Raw genomic sequence first — 22,701 nt, 5'->3', positions numbered from 1 at the left:
CTTTTATACGTTTACAGCACTTTTGGCTAAATGACGTGATTTTTGTTCGGCATCGTGTACACAAGCCGTAAATGCATCTTTGACATGGTGTTGTTCAAGGGCTTGAATACCTGCTGCTGTCGTACCACCTGGACTCGTAATTTTTTGGCGTAATATGTCAAGTGTTTCATTCGTTTGTTTTAACATTTCAGCGGCGCCTGCCATCGTTTCAACGACGAGCTTTTCGACCGTTTCTTGTGGCAGTCCATATGCTAATCCCGCTGCTTGCATCGCTTCGACAACGTAATAAAAATAAGCAGGACCACTGCCAGAAAGTGCGGTAACAGCGTGTAATTGATCTTCTGCTACTTCGACGACTGAGCCGATAGCACGCAGCATCGTATGAATCGATTGTTTAAATGTTTCATCGCTACATGCATTAAAGGCGACCCCTGTCGTACTCATTGCAATTTGTGCAGAAGTGTTTGGCATAATTCGTGCAATCGGGCGCTCATTTAAAATGCTTGTGATCGATTCAATCGCATAACCAGCAACGACTGATAAAATCGGCGTGTGTGGTTGTAAATACGGTTGAATCATTTGTAAAGATGATGCAACGTCTTTCGGTTTCATCGCTAAAATGACAAGTTCTGTTTGCGCAATTGCTGTTGCGATGTCATAAGTCGGCGTAACGCCATAAGTTGTTTGCAGGTATTGTAATCGTGTTTCGTTTTGTTTATTTGTTACAGTGATAGATGATGGCGCGAATACTTGTTGTTTTGTAAAACCGTGAATCATCGCTTCAGCCATCGATCCAGCACCGATAAATAAAATATGTTTCATACAGTAAGCTAGCCTCCTATAAATAAAAAACATGTTCATTCCATTAGAAAGAACATGTTCATCGTCATGAATTTTCGAGAAATCGAGCATTCAACTATGCAACGATTATAATGACAAAGAATCGAAAAAGTCAATTGAAAAATTAGAATAATCTGAAAATGACGTCATTGTAAAAAAAGGGTATGATAAATAAGTAAATAAAAGGGGGATTGACTGTGGAACAAATTATTCGAATTGAAACGCCGACGCCATTTGGGATTGGGACGGCAAATTCATTTTTAATGAAAGGAGATACGTTATCAATCGTTGATGTTGGGACGAAAATTCCAGAGGCACACGCCGCATTAGCGCAAGGGTTAAAAGCACATGGTTATACGTTTGAAGATGTGGAGCAAGTCATTTTGACACATCATCACCCCGATCATATCGGTTGGACAGACGCGTTTACAAATGCAACAGTCATCGGACATGGATATAACGATTACTGGCTACGTCGTGATGAGACTTTTTTTCAATATCAACGTGCATTTTACAAAGCACAATTAGCTGAAGAAGGTGTGCCACAATTATATGATCGTTGGGTGGATAAAATGATTCGAGAAGTCGACTATATGGGGACGACGCCGTTAACGACGATTTTAAGAGATGGGGATCGTGTACCGGGTCATCCACATTTACGCGCAGTAGAAACACTTGGCCATGCACAAAGTCATTTGATTTTTGTTGACGATGAGAGACGCTATGCATTTGGTGGGGATTTGTTAATCGGTTTCGTCGCATCAAATCCACTCGTTGAAGTACCTTTTCATATGGAAGGAGCGAGACCAAAATCGCAGTTACAGTACAACGCATCGTTAAAAAAACTTGCATCGCTTCAGGTGGACCGCGTGTATTCAGGTCATGGTGACGATGTTACAAACGTGCAAGCACTCGTTGAAACGCGTTTGAAAAAACAACATGAACGAGCGATGCGCGCATATGCATTAATCGATCGTCCGCTAACCGTATTTGAACTTACACAACGATTTTATCCGACAAAATTACAAACTGAACTCGGCTTAACGTTATCTTCTACCCTTGGTCAGCTTGATTATTTAGAAGCGGAAGGGTTTGTGAAACGGACGATGAATGAGGAGGGCATCGCTTATTATGAAAAAGTTTAAAACCGTTGTCATTACAGGGGCGACTTCTGGTGTTGGCTATGAAATTGCGATACGTTTGCATCAAGCAGGCCATCGTGTCATTGCAACAGGACGCAATGAATTAAAGTTACAACAATTAAAACAACAACATATTGAAACGATTCAAGCAGATTTGACGAATCGTCAGTCATTACAACGACTCGTCGAACAATTACCGTATATTGACGTAGCGATTATTAATGCGGGTATTGGCACGTTTGAATATGCACATAAAATTGATGATGCAGCGATTCAAGAAATGGTACGTTTAAATGTTGAGACACCAGCGATTCTCGTCCGAGAATTATTACCGCATATCGTTAATGGCGGGCAATTGATTTTTATGGGCTCTCAAGCCGGAAAAGTAGCGACGCCTAAAGCAAGTATTTATGCGGCAACGAAACATGCGCTGATCGGCTATACAAATGCATTACGTATGGAGCTAGCCCATCAGAAAATTGCTGTGTCTGTTATTCACCCAGGACCGATTGATACGCCATTTTTAGATCATGCAGATGCAACGAATGGCTATCGAGCAGCGATGGCGAATGTATTATTATCACCAGCAGATGTAGCGGAAGCGACGATTCGCACGATAAAAACACGAAAACGAGAAATAAATTTACCGTGGTATATGGGCATATCCAGTAAAATGTATGCGATATCGCCAACGCTCGTCGAATTCATCGGCAAACCACTATTTAATAGGAAATGATTACAAGTGAGTTTATATGCATTGAAAATGCATATAAACTCATTTTTATGCATTTTTTTGAATTTATCCGATTGAATATACATAAATATGTCTAAATTTGCTACGTTGAAACATTGATTTACTTAGTATTCGCACGTTTTAGACGTAAAAATGCGTTTTTTGAAAAAATTTATAAAAATACACTTGCACTAATAAAAATCGCATGCTATTATTAATGCATAAATATAAAAAGCAAACGCATAAACATACAAATAACATTCAACTTTGGAGGAAACACATTATGACAAACAAAAAAGTAGTACTTGCCTATTCAGGCGGTTTAGACACATCAGTAGCAATTACATGGTTACAAGAACAAGGTTACGAAGTAGTAGCTTGCTGCCTTGACGTTGGTGAAGGTAAAGACCTTACACATATTAAAGAAAAAGCACTTAAAGTTGGTGCTGTAGAATCATACGTAATCGATGCAAAAGACGAATTCGCAGAAGACTTCGCATTAATGTCTCTACAAGGTCACACTTGGTACGAACAAAAATACCCACTAGTATCTGCATTATCTCGTCCGTTAATCGCTAAAAAATTAGTTGAAATCGCTGAAAAAACTGGCGCTACAGCTGTGGCACATGGTTGCACAGGTAAAGGTAATGACCAAGTACGTTTTGAAGTTGCTTTCAACGCATTAAACCCAGATTTAGAAGTATTAGCACCTGTTCGTGAATGGGGCTGGAGCCGTGAAGAAGAAATTGAATATGCGAAAGAACGTAATATTCCAATTCCAATCAACTTAGACTCTCCATTCTCAATCGACCAAAACTTATGGGGCCGCGCAAACGAATGTGGTATTTTAGAAGATCCTTGGGCTAAACCACCAAAAGATGCTTACGATTTAACAGTTGAAATCGAAGATGCGCCAGACGAAGCAGACATCGTTGAAATCGAATTCGAACAAGGTGTACCAACGAAATTAGATGGCGTTGAGTACAAATTATCTGAAATGATCTTAAAATTAAACGCTTTAGCTGGTAAACACGGTGTTGGCCGTATCGACCATATCGAAAACCGTCTTGTTGGTATTAAATCTCGTGAAGTATACGAAATTCCAGGTGCACACACATTATTAATCGCACACAAAGAATTAGAAGATTTAACATTAGTAAAAGAATTAGCACACTTCAAACCAGTTGTTGAAAAACAATTAACTGAACTTATCTATAACGGTTTATGGTTCTCACCATTACGTGAATCAATCCAAGCATTCATTAAAAACACACAACAATATGTAAACGGTACTGTACGTGTACGTTTATTCAAAGGTCACGCAATCGTTGAAGGCCGTAAATCACCAAACTCTTTATATGATGAAAAATTAGCAACATACACTAAAGATGACGAGTTTAACCACAACTCAGCAGTAGGCTTCATTGAATTATGGGGTCTTCCAACAAAAGTTAACGCAATCGTTAATGGTAAAAAAGTAGGGGAAAAATAATGAGTGGAAAAGCATGGGGCGGCCGTTTCCAAAAATCTGCCGAAGCATGGGTAGATGAATTTGGCGCTTCAATCGGCTTTGACCAACAGCTTGTAACAGAAGATATCGAAGGCAGCATTGCACACGTTACGATGTTAGGTGCTTGCGGCATTTTAGAAGCTGAAGAAGTTGAAGCGATTAAAGCAGGCTTAGAACAATTAAAAGTAAAAGCTGATAACAATGAGCTTGAATTTAAAGTAGAAAATGAAGATATCCACTTAAACATTGAAAAAATGTTAACAGATCTAGTAGGACCTGTTGGTGGTAAATTACACACTGGTCGTAGCCGTAATGACCAAGTGGCAACAGATATGCACTTATTCTTGAAAAAGCGCGTCGTAGAAGTGATTGAGCTGATTTCAAAATTACAAGATGCGATCATTGCACAAGCCGAAGATAACGTAGAAACGTTAGCGCCAGGCTATACACACTTACAACGTGCGCAACCAATCTCATTTGCACATCATTTAATGACATACTTCTGGATGTTAGAGCGTGATAAACAACGTTTCACAGAATCAATCAAACGTATCGATATTTCACCACTAGGTGCAGGTGCGCTTGCAGGTACAACATTCCCAATTGATCGTGAATTAAGCGCGAAACTACTAGGTTTCTCAAACGTTTATCAAAACTCAATTGATGCGGTAAGTGACCGTGACTTTATCGTTGAATTCCTATCAAACGGTGCGTTAATGATGGCACACTTATCACGCTTTGCAGAGGAAATCATTCTTTGGTCAACAGATGAATTCAAATTTATCGACTTAGATGATTCATTCTCTACAGGCTCAAGCATCATGCCTCAAAAGAAAAACCCAGATATGGCGGAACTGATCCGTGGTAAAGCGGGACGCACATACGGTAACTTAATGGGCTTACTAACTGTATTAAAAGGTATTCCATTAGCTTATAACAAAGATATGCAAGAAGATAAAGAAGGCATGTTCGACACATTGCATACAATTGTCGGCTCACTGAAAATCTTCGAAGGTATGGTTCGTACGATGACAGTCAACAAAAACGTGCTTCATACAGCCGTTCACAATGACTTCTCAAATGCGACAGAACTTGCAGATTACTTAGCTGCAAAAGGGATGCCATTCCGTGAAGCACACGAAGTAACAGGTAAATTAGTATTCACTTGTATTCAACGCGGTATTTACTTATTAGACCTATCTCTTGAGGACTTGCAAGCAGGTAGTGAACTAATCGAAGCGGATGTGTACGATGTATTAGCGCCAGAAGCTGCGGTAGCACGTCGTCATTCTCTTGGTGGAACAGGCTTCGATCAAGTAAAAATCCAACTTGAAAAAGCAAAATCACTAATGAAATAAAACAATACTCGGAAACCGTATCACAGAGGGGATGCCAATCCGACTTAGGAACATATACATATGCTCCGAAAAACGAACATCCAGAGGGGTGTTCGTTTTTTTTATAGCAATTTATACGTATTTCACGTAACATAAATAGAAGTTAGAAGTTGTTTATATGATGGACATTCGCCGCGTATAACAGCAACATATGAGGGGGCCTTGTTGTGACGGATTTAAACTATCTCTTTGCGCTATTGGCGGGATTGTTGAGCTTCATGTCACCATGTACGCTGCCATTATATCCAGCGTTTTTATCGTATATTACAGGCGTATCTGCGAATCAATTGACACGCGAAGGAATACGACAAAAGCAAGCGCTATTACATACGATATTTTTTTTAATCGGGTTTTCGCTTATTTTCATTGCTTTAGGATTTAGTACGTCTTTCATCCGTATGTGGCTGACACAGTATGATGAGCTCATTCGTCATTTAGGTGGCATTGCAATCGTCTTTTTTGGACTTGTCATTGCTGGTGTTTGTCAACCATCTTTTTTAATGAAAACGCGTAAAATCGAATTAGCACGTCGTCCAATCGGTTATATCGGTTCTGGCATGATTGGTTTTATCTTTGCAGCAGGTTGGACGCCATGTACGGGCCCTATATTAGCGAGTATTTTACTACTCGGCAGTACACAGCCATCTGCTGCTGTCGGTTATATGACCGTCTACGTAATTGGTTTTGCGGTTCCTTTTATCGTCATGGCTTTTTTATTGCCAAAGCTGTCATTTTTAACGCGACATTTAACGCGCTTTATGCAAATCGGAGGGGTTATAATGGTGATAGTTGGCGTGCTCATTTTCTTTGATCAAATGAGTAAATTAAATACGCTATTAACACCTTTTTTTGGCGATTTTACAGGGTTCTAAGTCGCTTTTTTGAAGGAAAAGCGTTATAGTGTATGGTGTTAAAATAGAGGTGATGACGCAAATGAAAAAAATGTTAATCGTCGACGACTCATTGTTTATTCGTGAAACGATTAAGCGAATGATTGAAACCGCAGAAGTAGACATTGAGATTGTCGCAGAAGCAACGAATGGTGAAGAAGCGGTCGCATTATATCGTGCGCATAGGCCGGATATTGTGACGATGGATATTACGATGCCGAGAAAAAATGGGCTCGACGCGACAAAAGAGATTTGCACAGCATTCCCAAATGCAAAAATTATTATCATTACAGCAGTTGGTCAACAAAAAAATGTGATTGCTGCGATTGAAAATGGTGCCGTTGATTTTATGAAGAAACCGTTTACGCAGCAGCGCCTTATCGAAATGTTACAACAACATTTAGAAGTTTAATTGGAAAGAAGAGATTGAATTGATAGATGCATTAAAATCAGTGCCAACGCAAGTATGGCTTATCGCATCAACCGTTTTTATCGTATTTATGGGTGTAATGGCGATGATTATGCGTGCGAAAGCAGCGAAAAAACCAGCCAATCCGAAAAAAATAATGATTCCACCACTTGCTATGTCGTCAGGAGCTTTAATGTATATATTCCCGTATTTCCGCTTAACGTGGGAACATTTATGGATTACGGTGTTGATTGGGGTTATCTGTTCGACAATCTTAATTAAAACGTCTAAATTCGAAGTCATCGGGAAAGATATTTTCTTAAAACCGTCGAAAGCATTTGCTATCGTTTTAGTCGGTTTATTAGTATTTCGTACGGCTGCGAAAATTTATTTAGGTGGTACATTCCATTTAGGTGAGCTTGGTGGTATTTTCTATATGTTAGCGTATTCAATGCTATTACCATGGCGTCTTGCGATGCTCGTACAATTTAAAAAACTACAAAAGCAACTCCAATCTGTTTAAATGTGGAGAAACCTGTCATAAGTTGTGACAGGTTTTTTTCGTTTCTATCGAATTGCATGTTTTTTCATATAAGTATGCTAGAATGAAAAAGACTATAGATAATAAGAAAGAGTGATTCTTTTATGAAAAAAGGACTTTTACTTGTAGCGACAGGTGTATTATCATTATCACTTGCTGCATGTAGTAGCGGTTTAAATGGTACCGAAGAAGAGAAAGATGCAGCAAGAGAAGCACAACAACAAGAACAACAACAAGCAGCATCTTCATCTGATAACTCATTAAACAAAGTATTTGTAATTCCAAACCTTTATTTAAACCGTATGGGAGATTCAAGTGAAATTGATCCTTCATCGGTAGAACATAAAGAAGTGAACGATGAAAATACGAAGTTCACAATGTCAGAAAAAAATATCGCTGAACAAAGCGAAAAAGTGAACGATGGCATCGTAGGCGCATTAACAGCACTTGCAGAAGGTAAAACGATTGAATCGGTAACAAAAGTAGATACAGATGATATGTACAAACACGTAAAAGTGTACGTAGATGCTGATAAATTTGATAAATCAAAAGATCCAACTGTATTTGGTGCATTAGCCATTTCAATTGCAACGTATCAATACTTACAAGGTGAAAGCGAAGCGAAAAGTAAATTCGAATTCATCGATGACAAAACAGATAAAGTGCTTGTGACGAAATCAATTCCTGATGACGTGTCAAAAGAATAGTTTATAAACGGAGTTATGCGTCATGCATGATTCCGTTTTTCTATACATAAGGGGGAGCGTTATGAAACGACTACTCATTGTCGTCGTTCTTTTATTGGCAGGCTGTAGTGGCTTTAGAGGGGATATGCATTGGGAGATGCCAGCTTTTCAATATACAGACCAATCCGGTGAAACAGTGACATTAGATAATTTAGCAGGTACACCATTTATTGCGTATATGTATTTCACAAACTGTACGACGGTTTGTCCACCGATGACGATGCATATGGTAGACGTTCAACAAGCAATTCAACAAGCGGGTATTGAACGCTATGCCATCGTTGGATTTTCGGTTGACCCTGTACGGGATCAACCACATGTAATTGACACGTATATTAAACAATTTCCAGTAGTAGATCTTACTAAATGGCATTTGTTGACGGGTTACGAAGAAGCGGATATGACGAGATTTGCAGCAAAAGCGTTTAAAGCGATTGTGAAAGCTGGTGATGACGGTCAAATGATTCATGCGACAAATTTTTATTTGGTCGATCAAGCAGGCGTCGTACGAAAAACGTATGACGGGTATAGCAATGTGCCTTATCAAGACATTGTGAGCGATTTAAAAAATGTGCAGCCAAAATAAAAAGCACGACATCTTCGCGCGATGTCGTGCTTTTCTATGTGTTATTTCTGTTCGTTTTGTTGACGTAATAATTCACGAATATCTTTTAACACATCTTCTTGTGTTTCAGCAGGTACTTCTTCGGCCTCTTCTTTTGAACCGCGGAATTTTTCTCCAAGCTTCATCACGATTCGGATAAATAAGAAAATAGAAAATGCGATAATCAAGAAATCAATGACGCTTTGGATAAAGGCACCGTATTTGATGCTTTTATAAGCAAGGTCAGATACGTCTACTTTACCAATTAATAAGGTTACGATCGGCATAATGATGTTTTCTACTAAAGAAGTAACGATTTTACCGAAGGCAGCACCGATGATAACACCGACTGCTAAGTCAAGTACGTTTCCTTTTAAGGCAAACTCTTTAAAGTCTTTCCACATAGTGTGCACCTCCTTTATATAACTAATTTTATATAGTTAACAAATTTTATGATACAGAAAAAATTGTCAATTGACAAATACTTTTATGTTAAAAGCATGAAAATAAGGAAAATATAACTGTATTGCGATACGATAAAGAAAAGGAGGAAGAAGGATGAATAAGGTTTTTATTGCCATTTTGCTGGCAACCGCACTCGCAGCAATTGAAGGAACGATTGTTGCAACGGCGATCCCGAGCATTACGGCAGAATTAAAAGGCGTTGAGCTTATTAGTTGGATTTATTCTGCTTATTTATTAACGTCTGCGATTGCCGCTATTTTATTTGGTAAGTTAGCGGATTTATTTGGCCGTAAAAAAATGATTTTAATTGGGATTACATTATTTACGGTCGGTTCATTATTATGTGGAACGGCGAACTCGATGACGATGTTGATCGTCTATCGTGCGATTCAAGGCATTGGTGCAGGGTCTATTTTACCGATTACATTAACGATTGTAAGTGAACTCTTTCCAGAAGAAAAGGCCCGCGCAAAAGGACAAAGTTATATTAGCATGGTATGGGGTGTTGCAGGCATCGTAGCACCGCTTCTTGGTGGATTTTTAATCGAAGTATTTAGCTGGCATGCCGTTTTTCTTGTGAACATTCCATTTGCGCTATTTGCCATGTTGCTTATCGGTAAATATTATGATGAAACGATACATAAAAAGCGTCACACTATTGATTATGCCGGTGCTATTTTATTTGCTGTATCAACATTTGCACTTATGTATGCCATTATTACAGGAAGTAATGACGGTAACTGGTTATCGATGAACCAAATATTAAGTTACATTGTCGTTGTCATCGGCTATAGCGCGTTAATTGCAGTAGAGTTAAAGGCGAAAGAGCCGATTATTCCGCTATCATTTTTTAAAAATCGTCGCTTTATGACGATCAATGTGTTGTCATTTTCAACGATGGCGATTGTGATCGGGTTATCAGCATATATTCCACTTTACGCGCAATCTATTCTCGGCAAAAGCGCAACTGTCGGTGGGTTATTGTTAACGCCGCTATCATTTTGTTGGACGCTCGGCGCGATGTTCATCGGTTTATATATCGGTAAACTGCCGAATAAATATTTTATGTTGATTGGGACGGTCTTTTTAATGATCGGAACGTTTTGTATGACACAGTTTCATATGGAGACGTCCGCGATTTTCGTTGCAGTTGCTTCTAGCATCGTTGGATTAGGGATGGGGTTCATTTCACCATTGTTAATCATTACACTTCAAAAAACAGTACCTAAAGAACAAGTAGGGACGGCAACTGGGTTTAACTCGTTTACGAATACGTTCAGTCAAGCGCTTGGCGCCGCGATGTACGGCGTTTGCTTTAATATGGCATCAACAGGTGTTCAAACAGCTGAAACGATTACAGCAGGCGTACAAGCAGTTTATATGTTAGCTGTCGTTTTCGCAGTGATTGCATGCTTCTGTGTATGTACCATTCCGAAAAAAGTAAAAGAAGTTAAGGCGTAAGTAAACAATATATGCGTTAATAACGAAAAAAGAGGCTGGGACATAAGTGTAAAAATACCATCTCAAATGAGCATAATAAAAACCGGAATCACGCTGTAGCGCGGTTCCGGTTTTTTGTTGCGAACGCTAAAAAAGAAAAATGAACTGTTTTGTCCCAGCCTCTTTCTTATTGATTAAGGTTTTGTCTGAATCTTTGTTATTTACGGTAGAACAGTCGCACCTAATGTTTGCGCAAAATGTGAAAGAGCCCAATTGTGGCCGATTTCATTAAAACTAGCAACGCCTTGTGCATGGACAACGATATCAAAGCCTAAATTATAAGCGTCTACTGCTGTATGTAGTACGCAAATATCCGTGCATACACCGACGAGATGGAGCTGTTGAATATTTCGTTCGCGAAGACGAAGTGCTAAGTCTGTACCTGCAAATGCAGAGTAACGTGTTTTATCCATCCATTTGACGTGTTGCAAAGATTTGTTCGATTCATAAATCGACTGCAAGGCCCCGTATAATTGGCGGCCTTCTGTATTTCGGATGTTATGGGGTGGGAAAAGGGCTGTTTCTGGATGATACGGGTCATCTTGCTCATGTAAATCACAAGCAAAGACGACATACGCTTGTGCGCTAATAAAGTCTGTCGTTAAATGCTCGATATAAGATGCTAATTGTTGTCCAGGTTCACCGCATGTTAGTGCGCCATCAGGAGCAACGAAGTCATTTGTATAATCAATTACAATTAATGCTTTTTCCATGATCATCACCTCTTCTTTACTGTAAGCAATGAGCATTGTTCAATGCAACTGAAAAACTTGTCACAATTTGGACAAAAAATAGTTGATTTTTGGAAAATGAGAGTATATGATAAAACAAATAATAAGTGTGAGAGAGCATTTATTGTTTCTAAAGTAGAAAGGTGGATGATTTTTATGCGTGAAATGTCAGTCAAAAAGTACAATACAATCGGATTTTTAGTTGCTGGTGCGCACTTATTCGTATTACTAAATTTAGCATTAGATTTAACACTCATTCCGGGAATCAATGTTTAATTTAATAACTTAAAGCCTCACTGTAATGCAGCGTTTGCTACTTTCGGTGAGGCTTTTTTAATGGAGGGATATACATGCAATTGCCGAACGTTTTTCAACAGTTAGAGCATCCGTACGCTTGGATTGATTTAAACGCGCTTGACCGCAATGTAAACGTGATGATAGCTGGTACAGCGCCGAAACAAATTCGAATAGCGACAAAATCGATTCGTTCATTAGATGTTTTGCAGTACATTCAAACACGTATACCAACACATCGCTTTGCAGGGTATATGACGTTTACAGCAGCAGAGACCGTTTATTTATGTGAAGCGGGACTCGATCATTTTTTACTCGGTTATCCAACGCTAGAATCTCACAGCACAAAACAATTAATGCAATGGATTCAAAAAGGAAAGGATATTACGTTTATGGTAGACTGCGAAGCGCATATAACTTTTTTAGCACAACTAGCAGAAGACGTAGGTGTAGCAGCACCACTTTGTATCGACATAAACGTTTCAGAAATGTATCCGGGGCTTTATTTTGGAACGCGCCGTTCTAGTTTACAAACAGCGAAGCAGTTAAAAATGTTCTTACAGATAATTATGTCAAATCCATTTGTATATGTGACGAGTTTAATGGGGTACGATGCGCAACTTGCAGGTGTTGGTGATGAAGCACCACAAAAAATGAAGCGAACGGCTATCCAAACGTTACAACAACGGACACGTAAATACGTTCAAAAACAACGCACAAAAGCTATAAATATAATCGAAAAACAGTTAGGCCCGCTTCGTTTCGTCAATGGTGGCGGTACAGGGAGTATGGCGTACAGCACGACATGTGAAGAAGTGACCGAAATAACGATTGGCTCAGGGTTATATAAACCAGCGTTATTTGACCATTATCGAGATATGCCTTTTGAAGCAGCGGCGGGCTATACGGTGCGTGCAACACGAAAACCTGCGAAACATACAATCGTTGCGCATGGCGGTGGCTATATAGCGAGTGGTGCAATCGGGAATGATAAAGCGCCGCATTTTATAGACGATGCGTTGTCTTTCTACAAAACGGAAGGGGCAGGCGAAGTACAAACGCCGATTCAAATGCCGAAAAATCGTTATGACATTGGAGATGGCATTGTACTCCGACATGCTAAGGCAGGAGAGTTGTGTGAACGTTTTAATGTCTTACATAGCTATCGTGACAAAGAATATGTAGGACCAATGAAAACATATAGGGGGGATGGGCAATGTTTTCTATAGAAGGAAACTGGTCAAATTGGGCGAATACGTATACTGCAAAACACATTCAACATTATCAACCAACTACGATTGACGAAGTATCTGATATCGTAAAGCATGCACGCCAAACGAAGCAGACAGTTCGAACATCTGGCGCAAGACATTCGTTTAGTGGCGTAGCACAACCGGATCAACTATCTATCAACTTACATGAGATGCGTGGTTTAATACATGTCGATGAAATGCAGCAGCAAGCGACGTTTTGGGCAGGTACTTATTTATGTGAAATCGGGCCACTTCTAGCACCTTATCAATTAGCACTTGAAAATATGGGAGATATCGACGTGCAGTCTTTAGCAGGTGCAGTTAGTACGGGAACGCATGGTACCGGTGTAACACTCGGTTCGATTTCAAATCAAGTTGTCAGATGGGGGATTATTGATGGTGAAGGACAATATCGTGAAGTATTTCGTGACGATCCGTTAGCAGATGCGCTCCATATTAGCTTAGGGTTATTTGGCGTTCTTGTAGATATTACAATACAAGCCGTACCGATTTATGGACTTCACGGTCGTTCTTCTCGAATAACAGTTAAACAGACGCTAGCGCAGTTTCGTTCAATTGTCGCAACGCATCGTCATGCTGAATGGTTTTACTTCCCAGGTCAGGAGCAAATGCAATTAAAAGTGATGGATGCAGTACCTTATGAACAAATTACTCTTAAGCAACCGAAACGTCTCGATGCCCTTTTAGAAAATCAAGCATTACAACTGGTGTCTACAATGTGCCGTATTGCACCGAAGATGACGCCGTTTGTCAGTGCACTTTCAGCAAAGGCCGTACCGATTGGTGAACAACAAGATGTGAGTTATCGGGTATTTGCGACGCCACGTAATGTAAAATTTATGGAATGTGAGTATGCGATGCCTATTCAATACTTTGAATCATTTTTAGAAGAGTTTCATATCGTGATGCAACGTCAACTGTTTGACGTACATTTCCCAATCGAATGTCGCACGCAAAAAGGCGAGAGAGGGATATTAAGTCCAACACAAGGGCAAGATAGCGTATGGATTGCCTTCCATATGTATCGGGGTATGCCGTATAAGCGCTATTTCCGCTTCATAGACGAATTACTCAAAAAATATGGAGCCCGTGCCCATTTTGGAAAAATGAACCTTTATACACGACATGAGCTCGTCACATTGTATAATGAACTCGATATATTTCTAGCACGCAGACGAGAATTCGATAAATACGGCGTTTTTATGTCGAAATATGCAAAAAACATATTTGAATAATTGAAAATTTTTTACGCAATATATTGCATGAGAAAATTTTTTAATTTTTTTGAAAAATTCAAAAATGAGCAAATTAGCGCAATTAAGCGGGTTTACGTAGCTTTTTCCACAAAATTATTTTCTCAATTGTCTGATAATTCAAAATAGCCTGTTGACTTCATGCTGTTTACATACTATGATAACAACAATTTAAAAAACGTATTTGAAGCGATGAGCTACAAAACGTTGATAAAGTCCACAAGAAGTAGCAGCGGGTCAACTAGAATTGATAACTGATACTCCTCGGTACTTAGATATAGAAGAGGTGTAGAATATGCGTAGTGATATGATAAAAAAAGGTGTCGATCGTGCACCACACCGCAGCCTGCTTTATGCAGCAGGTGTGAAAACAAAAGATTTAGACAAGCCATTTATCGGTATTTGTAACTCTTATATTGATATTATTCCAGGGCATGTACATCTCCAAGAGTTCGGTAAAGTCGTAAAACAAGCAATCATTGAAGCGGGTGGTATTCCATTCGAATTCAATACAATCGGTGTAGATGATGGGATCGCGATGGGGCATATCGGGATGCGCTATTCGTTACCATCACGTGAACTAATCGCCGATAGCGCAGAAACAGTTATTAACGCACACTGGTTCGACGGTGTGTTCTATATTCCGAATTGTGACAAAATCACACCAGGGATGTTAATGGCGGCTGTTCGTACAAACGTACCATCTATTTTCGTAACAGGCGGTCCGATGGAAGCGGGCGTTTCATCAAAAGGTGACACATTATCACTTACTTCTGTATTCGAAGGTGTCGGCGCTTACAAAAGTGGCCGCATGAGCGAAGCGGAATTGTTAGACATCGAACAAAACGCTTGTCCAACATGTGGTTCTTGTTCAGGTATGTTCACAGCGAACTCAATGAACTCACTAATGGAAATGGTCGGTTTAACAGTTCCAGGAAATGCAACAATTCTTGCAACGTCAAAAGAACGTCATGAGTTAATTAAACAAGCGGCGCGTCATTTAGTGGATATGGTTAAAAATGACGTCAAACCACGTGATATCGTCACAAAAGAAGCAATCGACGATGCGTTCGCGCTAGATATGGCGATGGGTGGTTCAACAAATACAGTTCTTCATACATTAGCATTAGCGCATGAAGCTGAAATTGATTACAACATTGAAGATATTAATAAAGTAGCAGCACGCGTGCCATATTTAGCGAAAATTATGCCAGCATCGAACTACTCAATGCATGATATTCATTTATCAGGCGGGATTTCAGCGATTATTAATGAATTAACGAAAATTCCAGGCGCGATTCACCCAGATCGTATTACGGTTACAGGGAAAACGATGCGTGAAAATGTTGCTGGTCATGAAATTACGAATACGCAAGTGATTCGCACGAAAGATGATCCGTATAGCAAAGTCGGTGGTTTATCAATTTTATTCGGTAACATCGCACCGAACGGTAGTGTCATTAAAGTCGGCGCTGTAGATCCTTCAATCCAAACATTCCGCGGTGAAGCGATTTGCTTCGACTCACAAGACGCTGCTCAAGCAGCAATCGACGATGGCACAGTTCAAGCTGGACACGTTGTTGTCATTCGCTACGAAGGTCCAAAAGGTGGTCCAGGGATGCCAGAAATGCTTGCACCGACATCAGCGATTCAAGGTCGCGGTTTAGGTAAAGAAGTAGCCCTTATTACAGACGGTCGCTTCAGCGGCGCATCTCGTGGTATCTCAATCGGTCATATTTCACCAGAAGCAGCAGAAGGTGGCCCAATCGCATTAGTAAATGATGGCGATATCATCACGATTGATTTACCAAACCGTACGATTAATGTTGAAGTATCTGATGAAGAACTAGCGAAACGTGCGGAAAACTTACCAGAGTTTGAGCCAAAAATCAAAAAAGGTTGGCTTGCACGTTACTCTCGTTTAGTAACATCTGCATCAACTGGCGGTACAATGAAATACTAAATTTCAGAAAATTGAATATATAATGCGTTGAAGAGGTTAAAGAATATAGACCTGGACTTTACAGAGAGCTGATGGTCGGTGTGAATCAGTAGCCAACTATATTCGACATCCCCTCTGAGTGGGTGGCTAAAAGCGTAAGCGATTAGGTCGTTCCGAGTGCTTGCACTCGTTACAAAAATGGGCTAAATAGCTCGATGAGGTCAGTTAAGGTAACTTAATTGATGAAGCAGGGTGGTACCATGAAAGTTTTTTCATCCCTACGCAAACAGGCAATTATATTTATTTTGCGTGGCATGAAGAAACTTTTTTTAGTGAATACGTATTTAAAGGTAGGGAGGAGCCAAAGCATATGAGTGCAGAACTTGACATAAAACATTCAAATCAGGCAGAAAAACAAACAGAGACGAAACCGAAAACAGGTGCAGAAATCTTCATTGAATCATTAAAAAATCAAGATGTTGACATTATTTTCGGTTATCCGGGTGGTGCGGTATTACCATTATACGATGCGCTTTACCGTAACCCAATTAAACACATTTTGGCACGCCATGAACAAGGCGCGATCCACGCAGCAGAAGGATATGCTCGTGTAACAGGAAAACCAGGTGTCGTCATTGCGACATCAGGACCAGGGGCAACAAACCTCGTTACCGGTATTACAGATGCCATGATGGATTCTCTTCCATTAGTTGTATTCACTGGGCAAGTCGCAACGACTGTTGTCGGTACCGATGCATTCCAAGAAGCTGATATCGTCGGCATTACACAGCCTATTACAAAACATAACTATCAAGTAAAAGACGTACAAGATGTACCTCGCATCATTAAAGAAGCGTTCCACATTGCGAATACAGGTCGTAAAGGACCAGTCGTTGTCGATTTCCCAAAAAATATCGCCAATGCCATCTTTGATGAAGCAGCGTATGAAGATCAACCGATCAACTTACCGGGGTATCAGCCGACATTACGTCCAAACTTCTTACAAATTAAAAAAGCAATCGAGTTATTAAAAACAGCTCAAAAACCGCTAGTGCTTGCAGGCGCAGGCGTGTTAGCAGCGGATGCAAAAGCAGAATTTAATGAGTTTGTTGAACGTCACAACTTCCCAGTAGTTAATACATTACTAGGACTTGGCACAATCGATAATACACATGAAAATTTCTACGGTATGGCCGGCATGCACGGTACGTACGTCTCAAATATGGGGATTTCAGAAGCAGACGTGTTATTAAATATCGGTTCCCGCTTTGATGACCGTTTAACAGGTAACTTACAAAAATTCGCACCGAACGCTAAAATCATTCACATCGATATCGACCCTGCAGAAATCGGTAAAAACGTACCGACAGATGTACCGATCGTATCAGATGCAAAAGAAGCGTTAAAAGCATTATTAAAACAAGACTTTGAAACGTCAGATTTTTCAGCATGGACAGCGCAATTAAATGAATGGCGTGAACAATATCCATACTGGTATGAAGAAGATGCAGAAGGCGCTATGTTACCACAACATGTGTTAGAAGCACTTGATGAATTAACGAATGGTGAAGCAATCGTTACAACAGACGTTGGTCAACACCAAATGTTTGCTGCACAATACTTCTCATTCAAAAAAGATCATCGTTGGGTAACATCCGGTGGACTTGGTACGATGGGATTCGGTTTCCCAGCTGCCATCGGAGCGCAATTCGCCTTCCCAGATGAACAAGTCATCTCAATCGTCGGCGATGCAGGATTCCAAATGACGCTACAAGAGTTAGGGTTATTACAGGAATTTAACTTACCAGTAAAAGTAATCATGCTAAACAACGCTTGTTTAGGAATGGTTCGCCAATGGCAACAATCATTCTACGATGAACGTTACTCATCTTCACTAATGCCTGTACAACCTGACTTTGTACAACTGGCAGCAGCATACGGCATTAAAGGATACGTCATTGATAATCCTGCAACTGCAAAAGAACAATTAGCAGAAGCATTAGCATATGACGGCCCAGTGCTTGTTGATTGCCGCGTGAAGCAATTAGAGCTTGTAACGCCAATGGTTGCACCAGGCGCAGGCTTAGATGAGATGATTGGAGTGGAAAAAGCATGAAACGTATCATTACGGTAACAGTAATTAATCAAAGCGGTGTGCTTAACCGCGTGACAGGCTTACTAATGAAGCGTCAATTCAATATTGAAAGCATTACAGTAGGCCACACAGAACAAGTTGGCGTTTCAAAAATGACATTCATCGTTAATGTAGAAGATGAACGCAAAATTGAACAACTTGTGAAGCAATTATCAAAACAAATCGACGTTATTAAAGTGAACGACATTACTGATAAATCGACGGTTATCCGCGAATTAGCATTAATCAAAGTCGTTGCACCACCAAACTTACGTGGTGAAATTAATTCAATCATCGATCCGTTCCGCGGACAAGTGATTGACATCGGTAAAAATGTTGTCACTTATCAAGTGGTTGGTTCACCTGAAAAAATCGATGCCTTCATTGAACTCGTAAAACCGTATGGCATCAAAGAATTAACTCGTACTGGTGTTACAGCGTTTGTTCGTGATTCACAGCTACAACAGAAAACACAACTTTCGCTTTTACAATAAAAGTTACACACACATACAAAAAACAAACAAAAAAAGACTAAAACACATTAGTTAACAGGGGGAAAAGTATTATGGCAAAAATGTTCTACAACCAAGATATCAACGAGAAAGTATTAGAAGGTAAAAAGATCGCAGTAATCGGTTACGGTTCTCAAGGTCACGCACATGCATTAAATCTTAAAGAATCAGGTTTTGATGTACGTATCGGTATCCGTCCAGGTAACTCAGCAGAGCGCGCGAAAAACGACGGTTTAGACGTGAAAACAGTAGCAGAAGCTGCAAAAGAAGCAGACGTAATCATGATCTTACTTCCAGACGAGACACAAAAAGCAGTATACGAAGCAGAAATCGCTCCTTACTTAGAAGCAGGTAACGCTTTAGTATTCGCTCACGGTTTCAACATCCACTTCGAACAAATCGTTGCTCCTGAAGACGTAGATGTGTTCTTAATTGCACCAAAAGGCCCTGGTCACTTAGTACGCCGTACGTACCAATCAGGCGCTGGTGTTCCTGCATTAATCGGTATTTACCAAGATGCAACTGGCCAAGCGAAAGATCTTGCACTTGCATACGCAAAAGGTATCGGTGCTGCTCGTGCAGGCGTACTTGAAACAACATTCAAAGAGGAAACAGAAACAGATTTATTCGGCGAACAAGCAGTACTTTGCGGTGGCGCAGTAGAATTAGTAAAAGCTGGTTTTGAAACATTAGTTGAAGCAGGTTACCAACCAGAAATTGCTTACTTCGAGTGCTTCCACGAATTAAAATTAATCGTTGACCTAATGTACGAGGGCGGTATCGACAACATGAACTACTCTATCTCAGATACAGCTGAGTGGGGCGAATACGTATCAGGTCCACGCGTTGTCACTGCAGCTTCTAAAGCAGCAATGAAAGACGTATTAACTGATATCCAAGACGGTACTTTCGCAAAACGTTGGATCAACGAAAACGAAACAAATCGTCCAGAATACACTGCTAAAAAACAAGCAGTACGCGATCACCAAATCGAAAAAGTTGGCGAACAGTTACGTGCTATGATGCCATTCGTAGGTAAAAAAGCGAACGCTGAAGTAGTAGGTAAATAATATGACGAAGATTGATATCTTTGATACAACCCTTCGTGATGGAGAACAGTCAGCAGGTATTAACTTAAATACTGGAGAGAAACTTGAAATTGCGAAGCAGTTAGAACGTCTAGGTGTAACGATTATCGAAGCAGGTTTCCCTGCATCATCACCTGGCGACTTCGAAGCTGTATCACGTATCGCAAAAACAGTGAAGAACTCAACTGTTACAGGACTTGCTCGTGCGATGCAAAAAGATATTGATGTGTCTTGGGAAGCATTAAAACATGCTGAAAACCCACATATCCATGTATTCCTTGCGACAAGCCCGATCCACATGAAGTACAAACTAAACAAAACACCGGAAGAAGTTATTGAAGCGAGCGTTGCGGCAGTAAAATATGCGAAGAAATTTTTCCCACTTGTGCAATGGTCAGCTGAAGATGCCTTCCGTTCAGATCGCGAGTTTTTAGTTCGTATTATGGATGAAGTCATTAAAGCAGGGGCTACGACGATCAACGTACCAGATACGGTTGGTTATGCAAGCCCAGCTGAATATGGCGGTTTATTCAAGTACTTACTTGAAGAAATTCCAAATAGTGATTTAGTGAAGTTCTCTTGTCACTGTCACGATGACTTAGGAATGGCGGTTGCAAACTCAATCGCTGCTGTTGAAAATGGTGCACGTCAAGTAGAGTGTACAATCAACGGTATCGGTGAACGTGCAGGTAACGCCTCACTTGAAGAAATTGGGGTAGCACTACACATTCGGAATGACATTTATAACGTTGATACAGGTCTTAATCTTTCAGAAATTACACGTACATCTCGCTTAGTAAGTAAGTTGACAGGTTCACCTGTTCAACCGAACAAAGCAATCGTCGGTAAAAATGCGTTCGCGCATGAATCAGGTATTCACCAAGACGGCGTACTTAAAAATCCTGAAACGTATGAGATCATCACACCAGAACTTGTCGGTGAAAATAAAGTACCGCTTGTACTAGGTAAACATTCAGGTCGTCACGCTTTCAAAGAACGTGCGATTGAAATGGGCTTCGATTTAGACGATACACGCTTACAAAAAGCGTTCATCGCATTCAAAGCATTAGCAGATAAAAAGAAAGAAATTAACGAAGAAGATCTATTAACATTGTTAACAGACGAAACGCTAGAAACAGCGGATATTCCGTTATATTCTTTACAATCTGTCCAAGTACAATACGGCACAGAAAATATTCCGACAGCAACTGTGCGTGCAACAAAACCATCTGGCGAAGAAATTACGGTCGCTTCAACTGGATCTGGTTCTGTAGAAGCTATTTTTAATACACTTGAAAAATTAGTCGAAGAACCTGTTCAAATTTTAGATTACCGTGTATCTTCTGTCGGCTCAGGTCGCGATGCACTCGGTGAAGCGGTTATTAACATCGCTTATAAAGGCGGAAAATTCCGCGGACGCGACGCTGCACAAGACGTGCTAAAAGCATCTGCTGAAGCATACTTAGATGCTGTGAACCGTGAAATTATTCAAGCACAGCTACAGTTACGTTCAAAAGAATTAGTTTAACAACTTATGAGGCTGTCTCTTTGAGGCAGTCTCATCTATTACATACATGTTTTACTTTTAAGGGGGACTTTTAATGGAAAAGAAAATTACAGCTTTACCTGGCGATGGTATCGGCCCAGAAATCGTATCAAGTGCAGTACAAGTATTACAAGCAATCGCACAAAAATATAACCACACATTCCACATTGCCGTCGGTGCAATTGGTGGTGCAGCGATCGACCAATATAACGATCCATTACCACAAGAAACAATTGAATTATGTGAGGCAAGTGACGCGATTTTATTAGGTGCAGTAGGTGGCCCGAAATGGGATAACAATCCATCTGAATTACGCCCAGAAAAAGGCTTGTTACGTATTCGTAAGCACTTTGATTTATTCTCAAACCTACGTCCAGTACAAGCAATTCCATCAATGTTAAAGTCTTCTCCGTTAAAAGAAGAAAATGTCAAAGACGTAGATCTTCTGATCGTTCGTGAATTAACAGGTGGTTTATACTTCGGTGAACGCGAACGCGATGAAGAGAAAGCGTATGACACACTCACATATACACGTCCAGAAATCGAACGTATCGTAGACAATGCATTCCAATTAGCGCGCCTACGTAATAAAAAACTAACATCTGTTGATAAAGCAAACGTGTTAGATACATCCCGTTTATGGCGTCAAATCGTTGAAGAGAAAAAAGCTGACTATCCAGATGTAGAAGTAGAACATAGCTTAGTCGATTCAACAGCAATGAAATTAATTACAAATCCTGCATCGTATGATGTCATCGTCACTGAAAATATGTTCGGCGACATTTTATCAGATGAAGCATCTGTGATTACAGGTTCTCTAGGCGTGTTACCATCAGCTTCTATGCGCGGGGATAACTTCGGTTTATACGAACCTGTTCACGGTTCAGCACCTGATATCGCAGGTTTAGGAATTGCTAACCCAGCAGCAACGATTTTATCAGCAGCGATGCTTCTACAATATACATTTGAGTTATCAGAAGAAGCGAAAGATATCGAGCAAGCTGTTGCACGCGTCTTTGAACAAGGATTCTTCACAGGTGATATGGCACCACAAGGTTCAAAAGCATTAACGACAAATGAATTTACAGAAAAAGTATTAGCTGAAATTGAACCATCATATGTACCAGATACACTAGCAAATCTACTATAA

General features: G+C 40.1%; 21 protein-coding genes. 18 read left to right on the top strand and 3 right to left on the bottom strand.

Going from position 1 to position 22,701, the window contains the following annotated elements; all coding sequences use genetic code 11:
* Positions 1–3: 3 nt before the first annotated feature.
* Positions 4–822: a pyrroline-5-carboxylate reductase gene (gene proC / locus KMHG_RS05305; protein ID WP_010287641.1), complete on the bottom strand. Its 819-nt coding sequence runs from the start codon at positions 820–822 to the stop codon at positions 4–6.
* Between the two features lie 215 nt (positions 823–1,037).
* On the opposite strand from proC, the gene KMHG_RS05300 reads away from it, so the two are divergent.
* From KMHG_RS05300 to KMHG_RS05260, 9 genes are all read left to right on the top strand, one after another.
* Positions 1,038–1,985, top strand: coding sequence for an MBL fold metallo-hydrolase (locus KMHG_RS05300; protein WP_010287640.1), 948 nt, complete (start codon positions 1,038–1,040; stop codon positions 1,983–1,985).
* Complete coding sequence (locus KMHG_RS05295; RefSeq protein ID WP_010287639.1) at positions 1,972–2,718, top strand: SDR family NAD(P)-dependent oxidoreductase; 747 nt, start codon at positions 1,972–1,974, stop codon at positions 2,716–2,718. Before KMHG_RS05300 ends, KMHG_RS05295 begins: the two co-directional genes overlap by 14 nt.
* A 280-nt stretch (positions 2,719–2,998) precedes the next feature.
* Positions 2,999–4,207, top strand: coding sequence for an argininosuccinate synthase (locus tag KMHG_RS05290; protein ID WP_010287638.1), 1,209 nt, complete (start codon positions 2,999–3,001; stop codon positions 4,205–4,207).
* Positions 4,207–5,583 carry an argininosuccinate lyase gene (argH, locus tag KMHG_RS05285; protein WP_010287637.1) on the top strand — a complete coding sequence of 459 codons (1,377 nt, stop codon included), beginning with the start codon at positions 4,207–4,209 and terminating at the stop codon, positions 5,581–5,583. The genes KMHG_RS05290 and argH overlap by 1 nt, the downstream gene beginning before the upstream one ends.
* A gap of 206 nt (positions 5,584–5,789) precedes the next feature.
* On the top strand, positions 5,790–6,494 hold the full coding sequence (locus KMHG_RS05280) for a cytochrome c biogenesis CcdA family protein (RefSeq protein WP_010287635.1): 705 nt from the start codon (positions 5,790–5,792) through the stop codon (positions 6,492–6,494).
* 61 nt (positions 6,495–6,555) lie between these two features.
* Positions 6,556–6,924, top strand: a complete 369-nt coding sequence (locus KMHG_RS05275) for a response regulator (RefSeq protein ID WP_010287633.1) — start codon at positions 6,556–6,558, stop codon at positions 6,922–6,924.
* Positions 6,925–6,943: 19 nt separating this feature from the next.
* On the top strand, positions 6,944–7,444 hold the full coding sequence (locus KMHG_RS05270; protein ID WP_010287632.1) for a CcdC family protein: 501 nt from the start codon (positions 6,944–6,946) through the stop codon (positions 7,442–7,444).
* A gap of 122 nt (positions 7,445–7,566) precedes the next feature.
* A complete protein-coding gene (locus KMHG_RS05265; RefSeq protein WP_010287631.1) occupies positions 7,567–8,169 on the top strand; it encodes a hypothetical protein in 603 nt (200 codons plus the stop codon).
* A gap of 61 nt (positions 8,170–8,230) precedes the next feature.
* Positions 8,231–8,794 carry an SCO family protein gene (locus tag KMHG_RS05260; RefSeq protein ID WP_010287630.1) on the top strand — a complete coding sequence of 188 codons (564 nt, stop codon included), beginning with the start codon at positions 8,231–8,233 and terminating at the stop codon, positions 8,792–8,794.
* 41 nt (positions 8,795–8,835) lie between these two features.
* On the opposite strand, the gene mscL is transcribed toward KMHG_RS05260, so the two are convergent.
* Complete coding sequence (gene mscL / locus KMHG_RS05255) at positions 8,836–9,216, bottom strand: large conductance mechanosensitive channel protein MscL (protein ID WP_010287629.1); 381 nt, start codon at positions 9,214–9,216, stop codon at positions 8,836–8,838.
* A 154-nt stretch (positions 9,217–9,370) separates the two neighbouring features.
* On the opposite strand from mscL, the gene KMHG_RS05250 reads away from it, so the two are divergent.
* Positions 9,371–10,738: an MDR family MFS transporter gene (locus tag KMHG_RS05250; protein WP_010287628.1), complete on the top strand. Its 1,368-nt coding sequence runs from the start codon at positions 9,371–9,373 to the stop codon at positions 10,736–10,738.
* 200 nt (positions 10,739–10,938) lie between these two features.
* Here the strand turns inward: KMHG_RS05250 and KMHG_RS05245 are convergent, their stop codons facing one another.
* Positions 10,939–11,490 carry a cysteine hydrolase family protein gene (locus KMHG_RS05245; protein ID WP_010287627.1) on the bottom strand — a complete coding sequence of 184 codons (552 nt, stop codon included), beginning with the start codon at positions 11,488–11,490 and terminating at the stop codon, positions 10,939–10,941.
* A gap of 368 nt (positions 11,491–11,858) precedes the next feature.
* Here KMHG_RS05245 and KMHG_RS05235 point away from each other — a divergent pair, with 368 nt between their 5' ends.
* The 8 genes from KMHG_RS05235 (at position 11,859) to leuB (ending at position 22,701) form a co-directional block, all read left to right on the top strand.
* Positions 11,859–13,031, top strand: a complete 1,173-nt coding sequence (locus tag KMHG_RS05235; RefSeq protein ID WP_010287626.1) for an alanine racemase — start codon at positions 11,859–11,861, stop codon at positions 13,029–13,031.
* Positions 13,019–14,311 carry a D-arabinono-1,4-lactone oxidase gene (locus KMHG_RS05230; RefSeq protein WP_010287625.1) on the top strand — a complete coding sequence of 431 codons (1,293 nt, stop codon included), beginning with the start codon at positions 13,019–13,021 and terminating at the stop codon, positions 14,309–14,311. The genes KMHG_RS05235 and KMHG_RS05230 overlap by 13 nt, the downstream gene beginning before the upstream one ends.
* Positions 14,312–14,624: 313 nt before the next feature.
* The gene (ilvD, locus tag KMHG_RS05225) at positions 14,625–16,292 is read left to right on the top strand and encodes a dihydroxy-acid dehydratase (protein WP_010287624.1); all 1,668 of its coding nucleotides are present in this window, start codon (positions 14,625–14,627) and stop codon (positions 16,290–16,292) included.
* Between the two features lie 349 nt (positions 16,293–16,641).
* Positions 16,642–18,387, top strand: coding sequence for a biosynthetic-type acetolactate synthase large subunit (gene ilvB, locus KMHG_RS05220; protein ID WP_010287623.1), 1,746 nt, complete (start codon positions 16,642–16,644; stop codon positions 18,385–18,387).
* A complete protein-coding gene (gene ilvN, locus KMHG_RS05215) occupies positions 18,384–18,899 on the top strand; it encodes an acetolactate synthase small subunit (protein ID WP_010287622.1) in 516 nt (171 codons plus the stop codon). The genes ilvB and ilvN overlap by 4 nt, the downstream gene beginning before the upstream one ends.
* 71 nt (positions 18,900–18,970) lie before the next feature.
* Positions 18,971–19,987, top strand: coding sequence for a ketol-acid reductoisomerase (gene ilvC / locus KMHG_RS05210; protein WP_010287621.1), 1,017 nt, complete (start codon positions 18,971–18,973; stop codon positions 19,985–19,987).
* 1 nt (position 19,988) lies between these two features.
* Positions 19,989–21,533, top strand: coding sequence for a 2-isopropylmalate synthase (locus KMHG_RS05205; RefSeq protein WP_010287620.1), 1,545 nt, complete (start codon positions 19,989–19,991; stop codon positions 21,531–21,533).
* Positions 21,534–21,606: 73 nt separating this feature from the next.
* A complete protein-coding gene (gene leuB, locus KMHG_RS05200) occupies positions 21,607–22,701 on the top strand; it encodes a 3-isopropylmalate dehydrogenase (protein WP_010287619.1) in 1,095 nt (364 codons plus the stop codon).

It is taken from the genome of Kurthia massiliensis (genome assembly GCF_000285555.1).
Lineage (GTDB): Bacteria > Bacillota > Bacilli > Bacillales_A > Planococcaceae > Kurthia > Kurthia massiliensis.
Note: the sequence above shows the minus strand (reverse complement) of the source record. Positions and strands in the feature narration are given on the sequence as shown.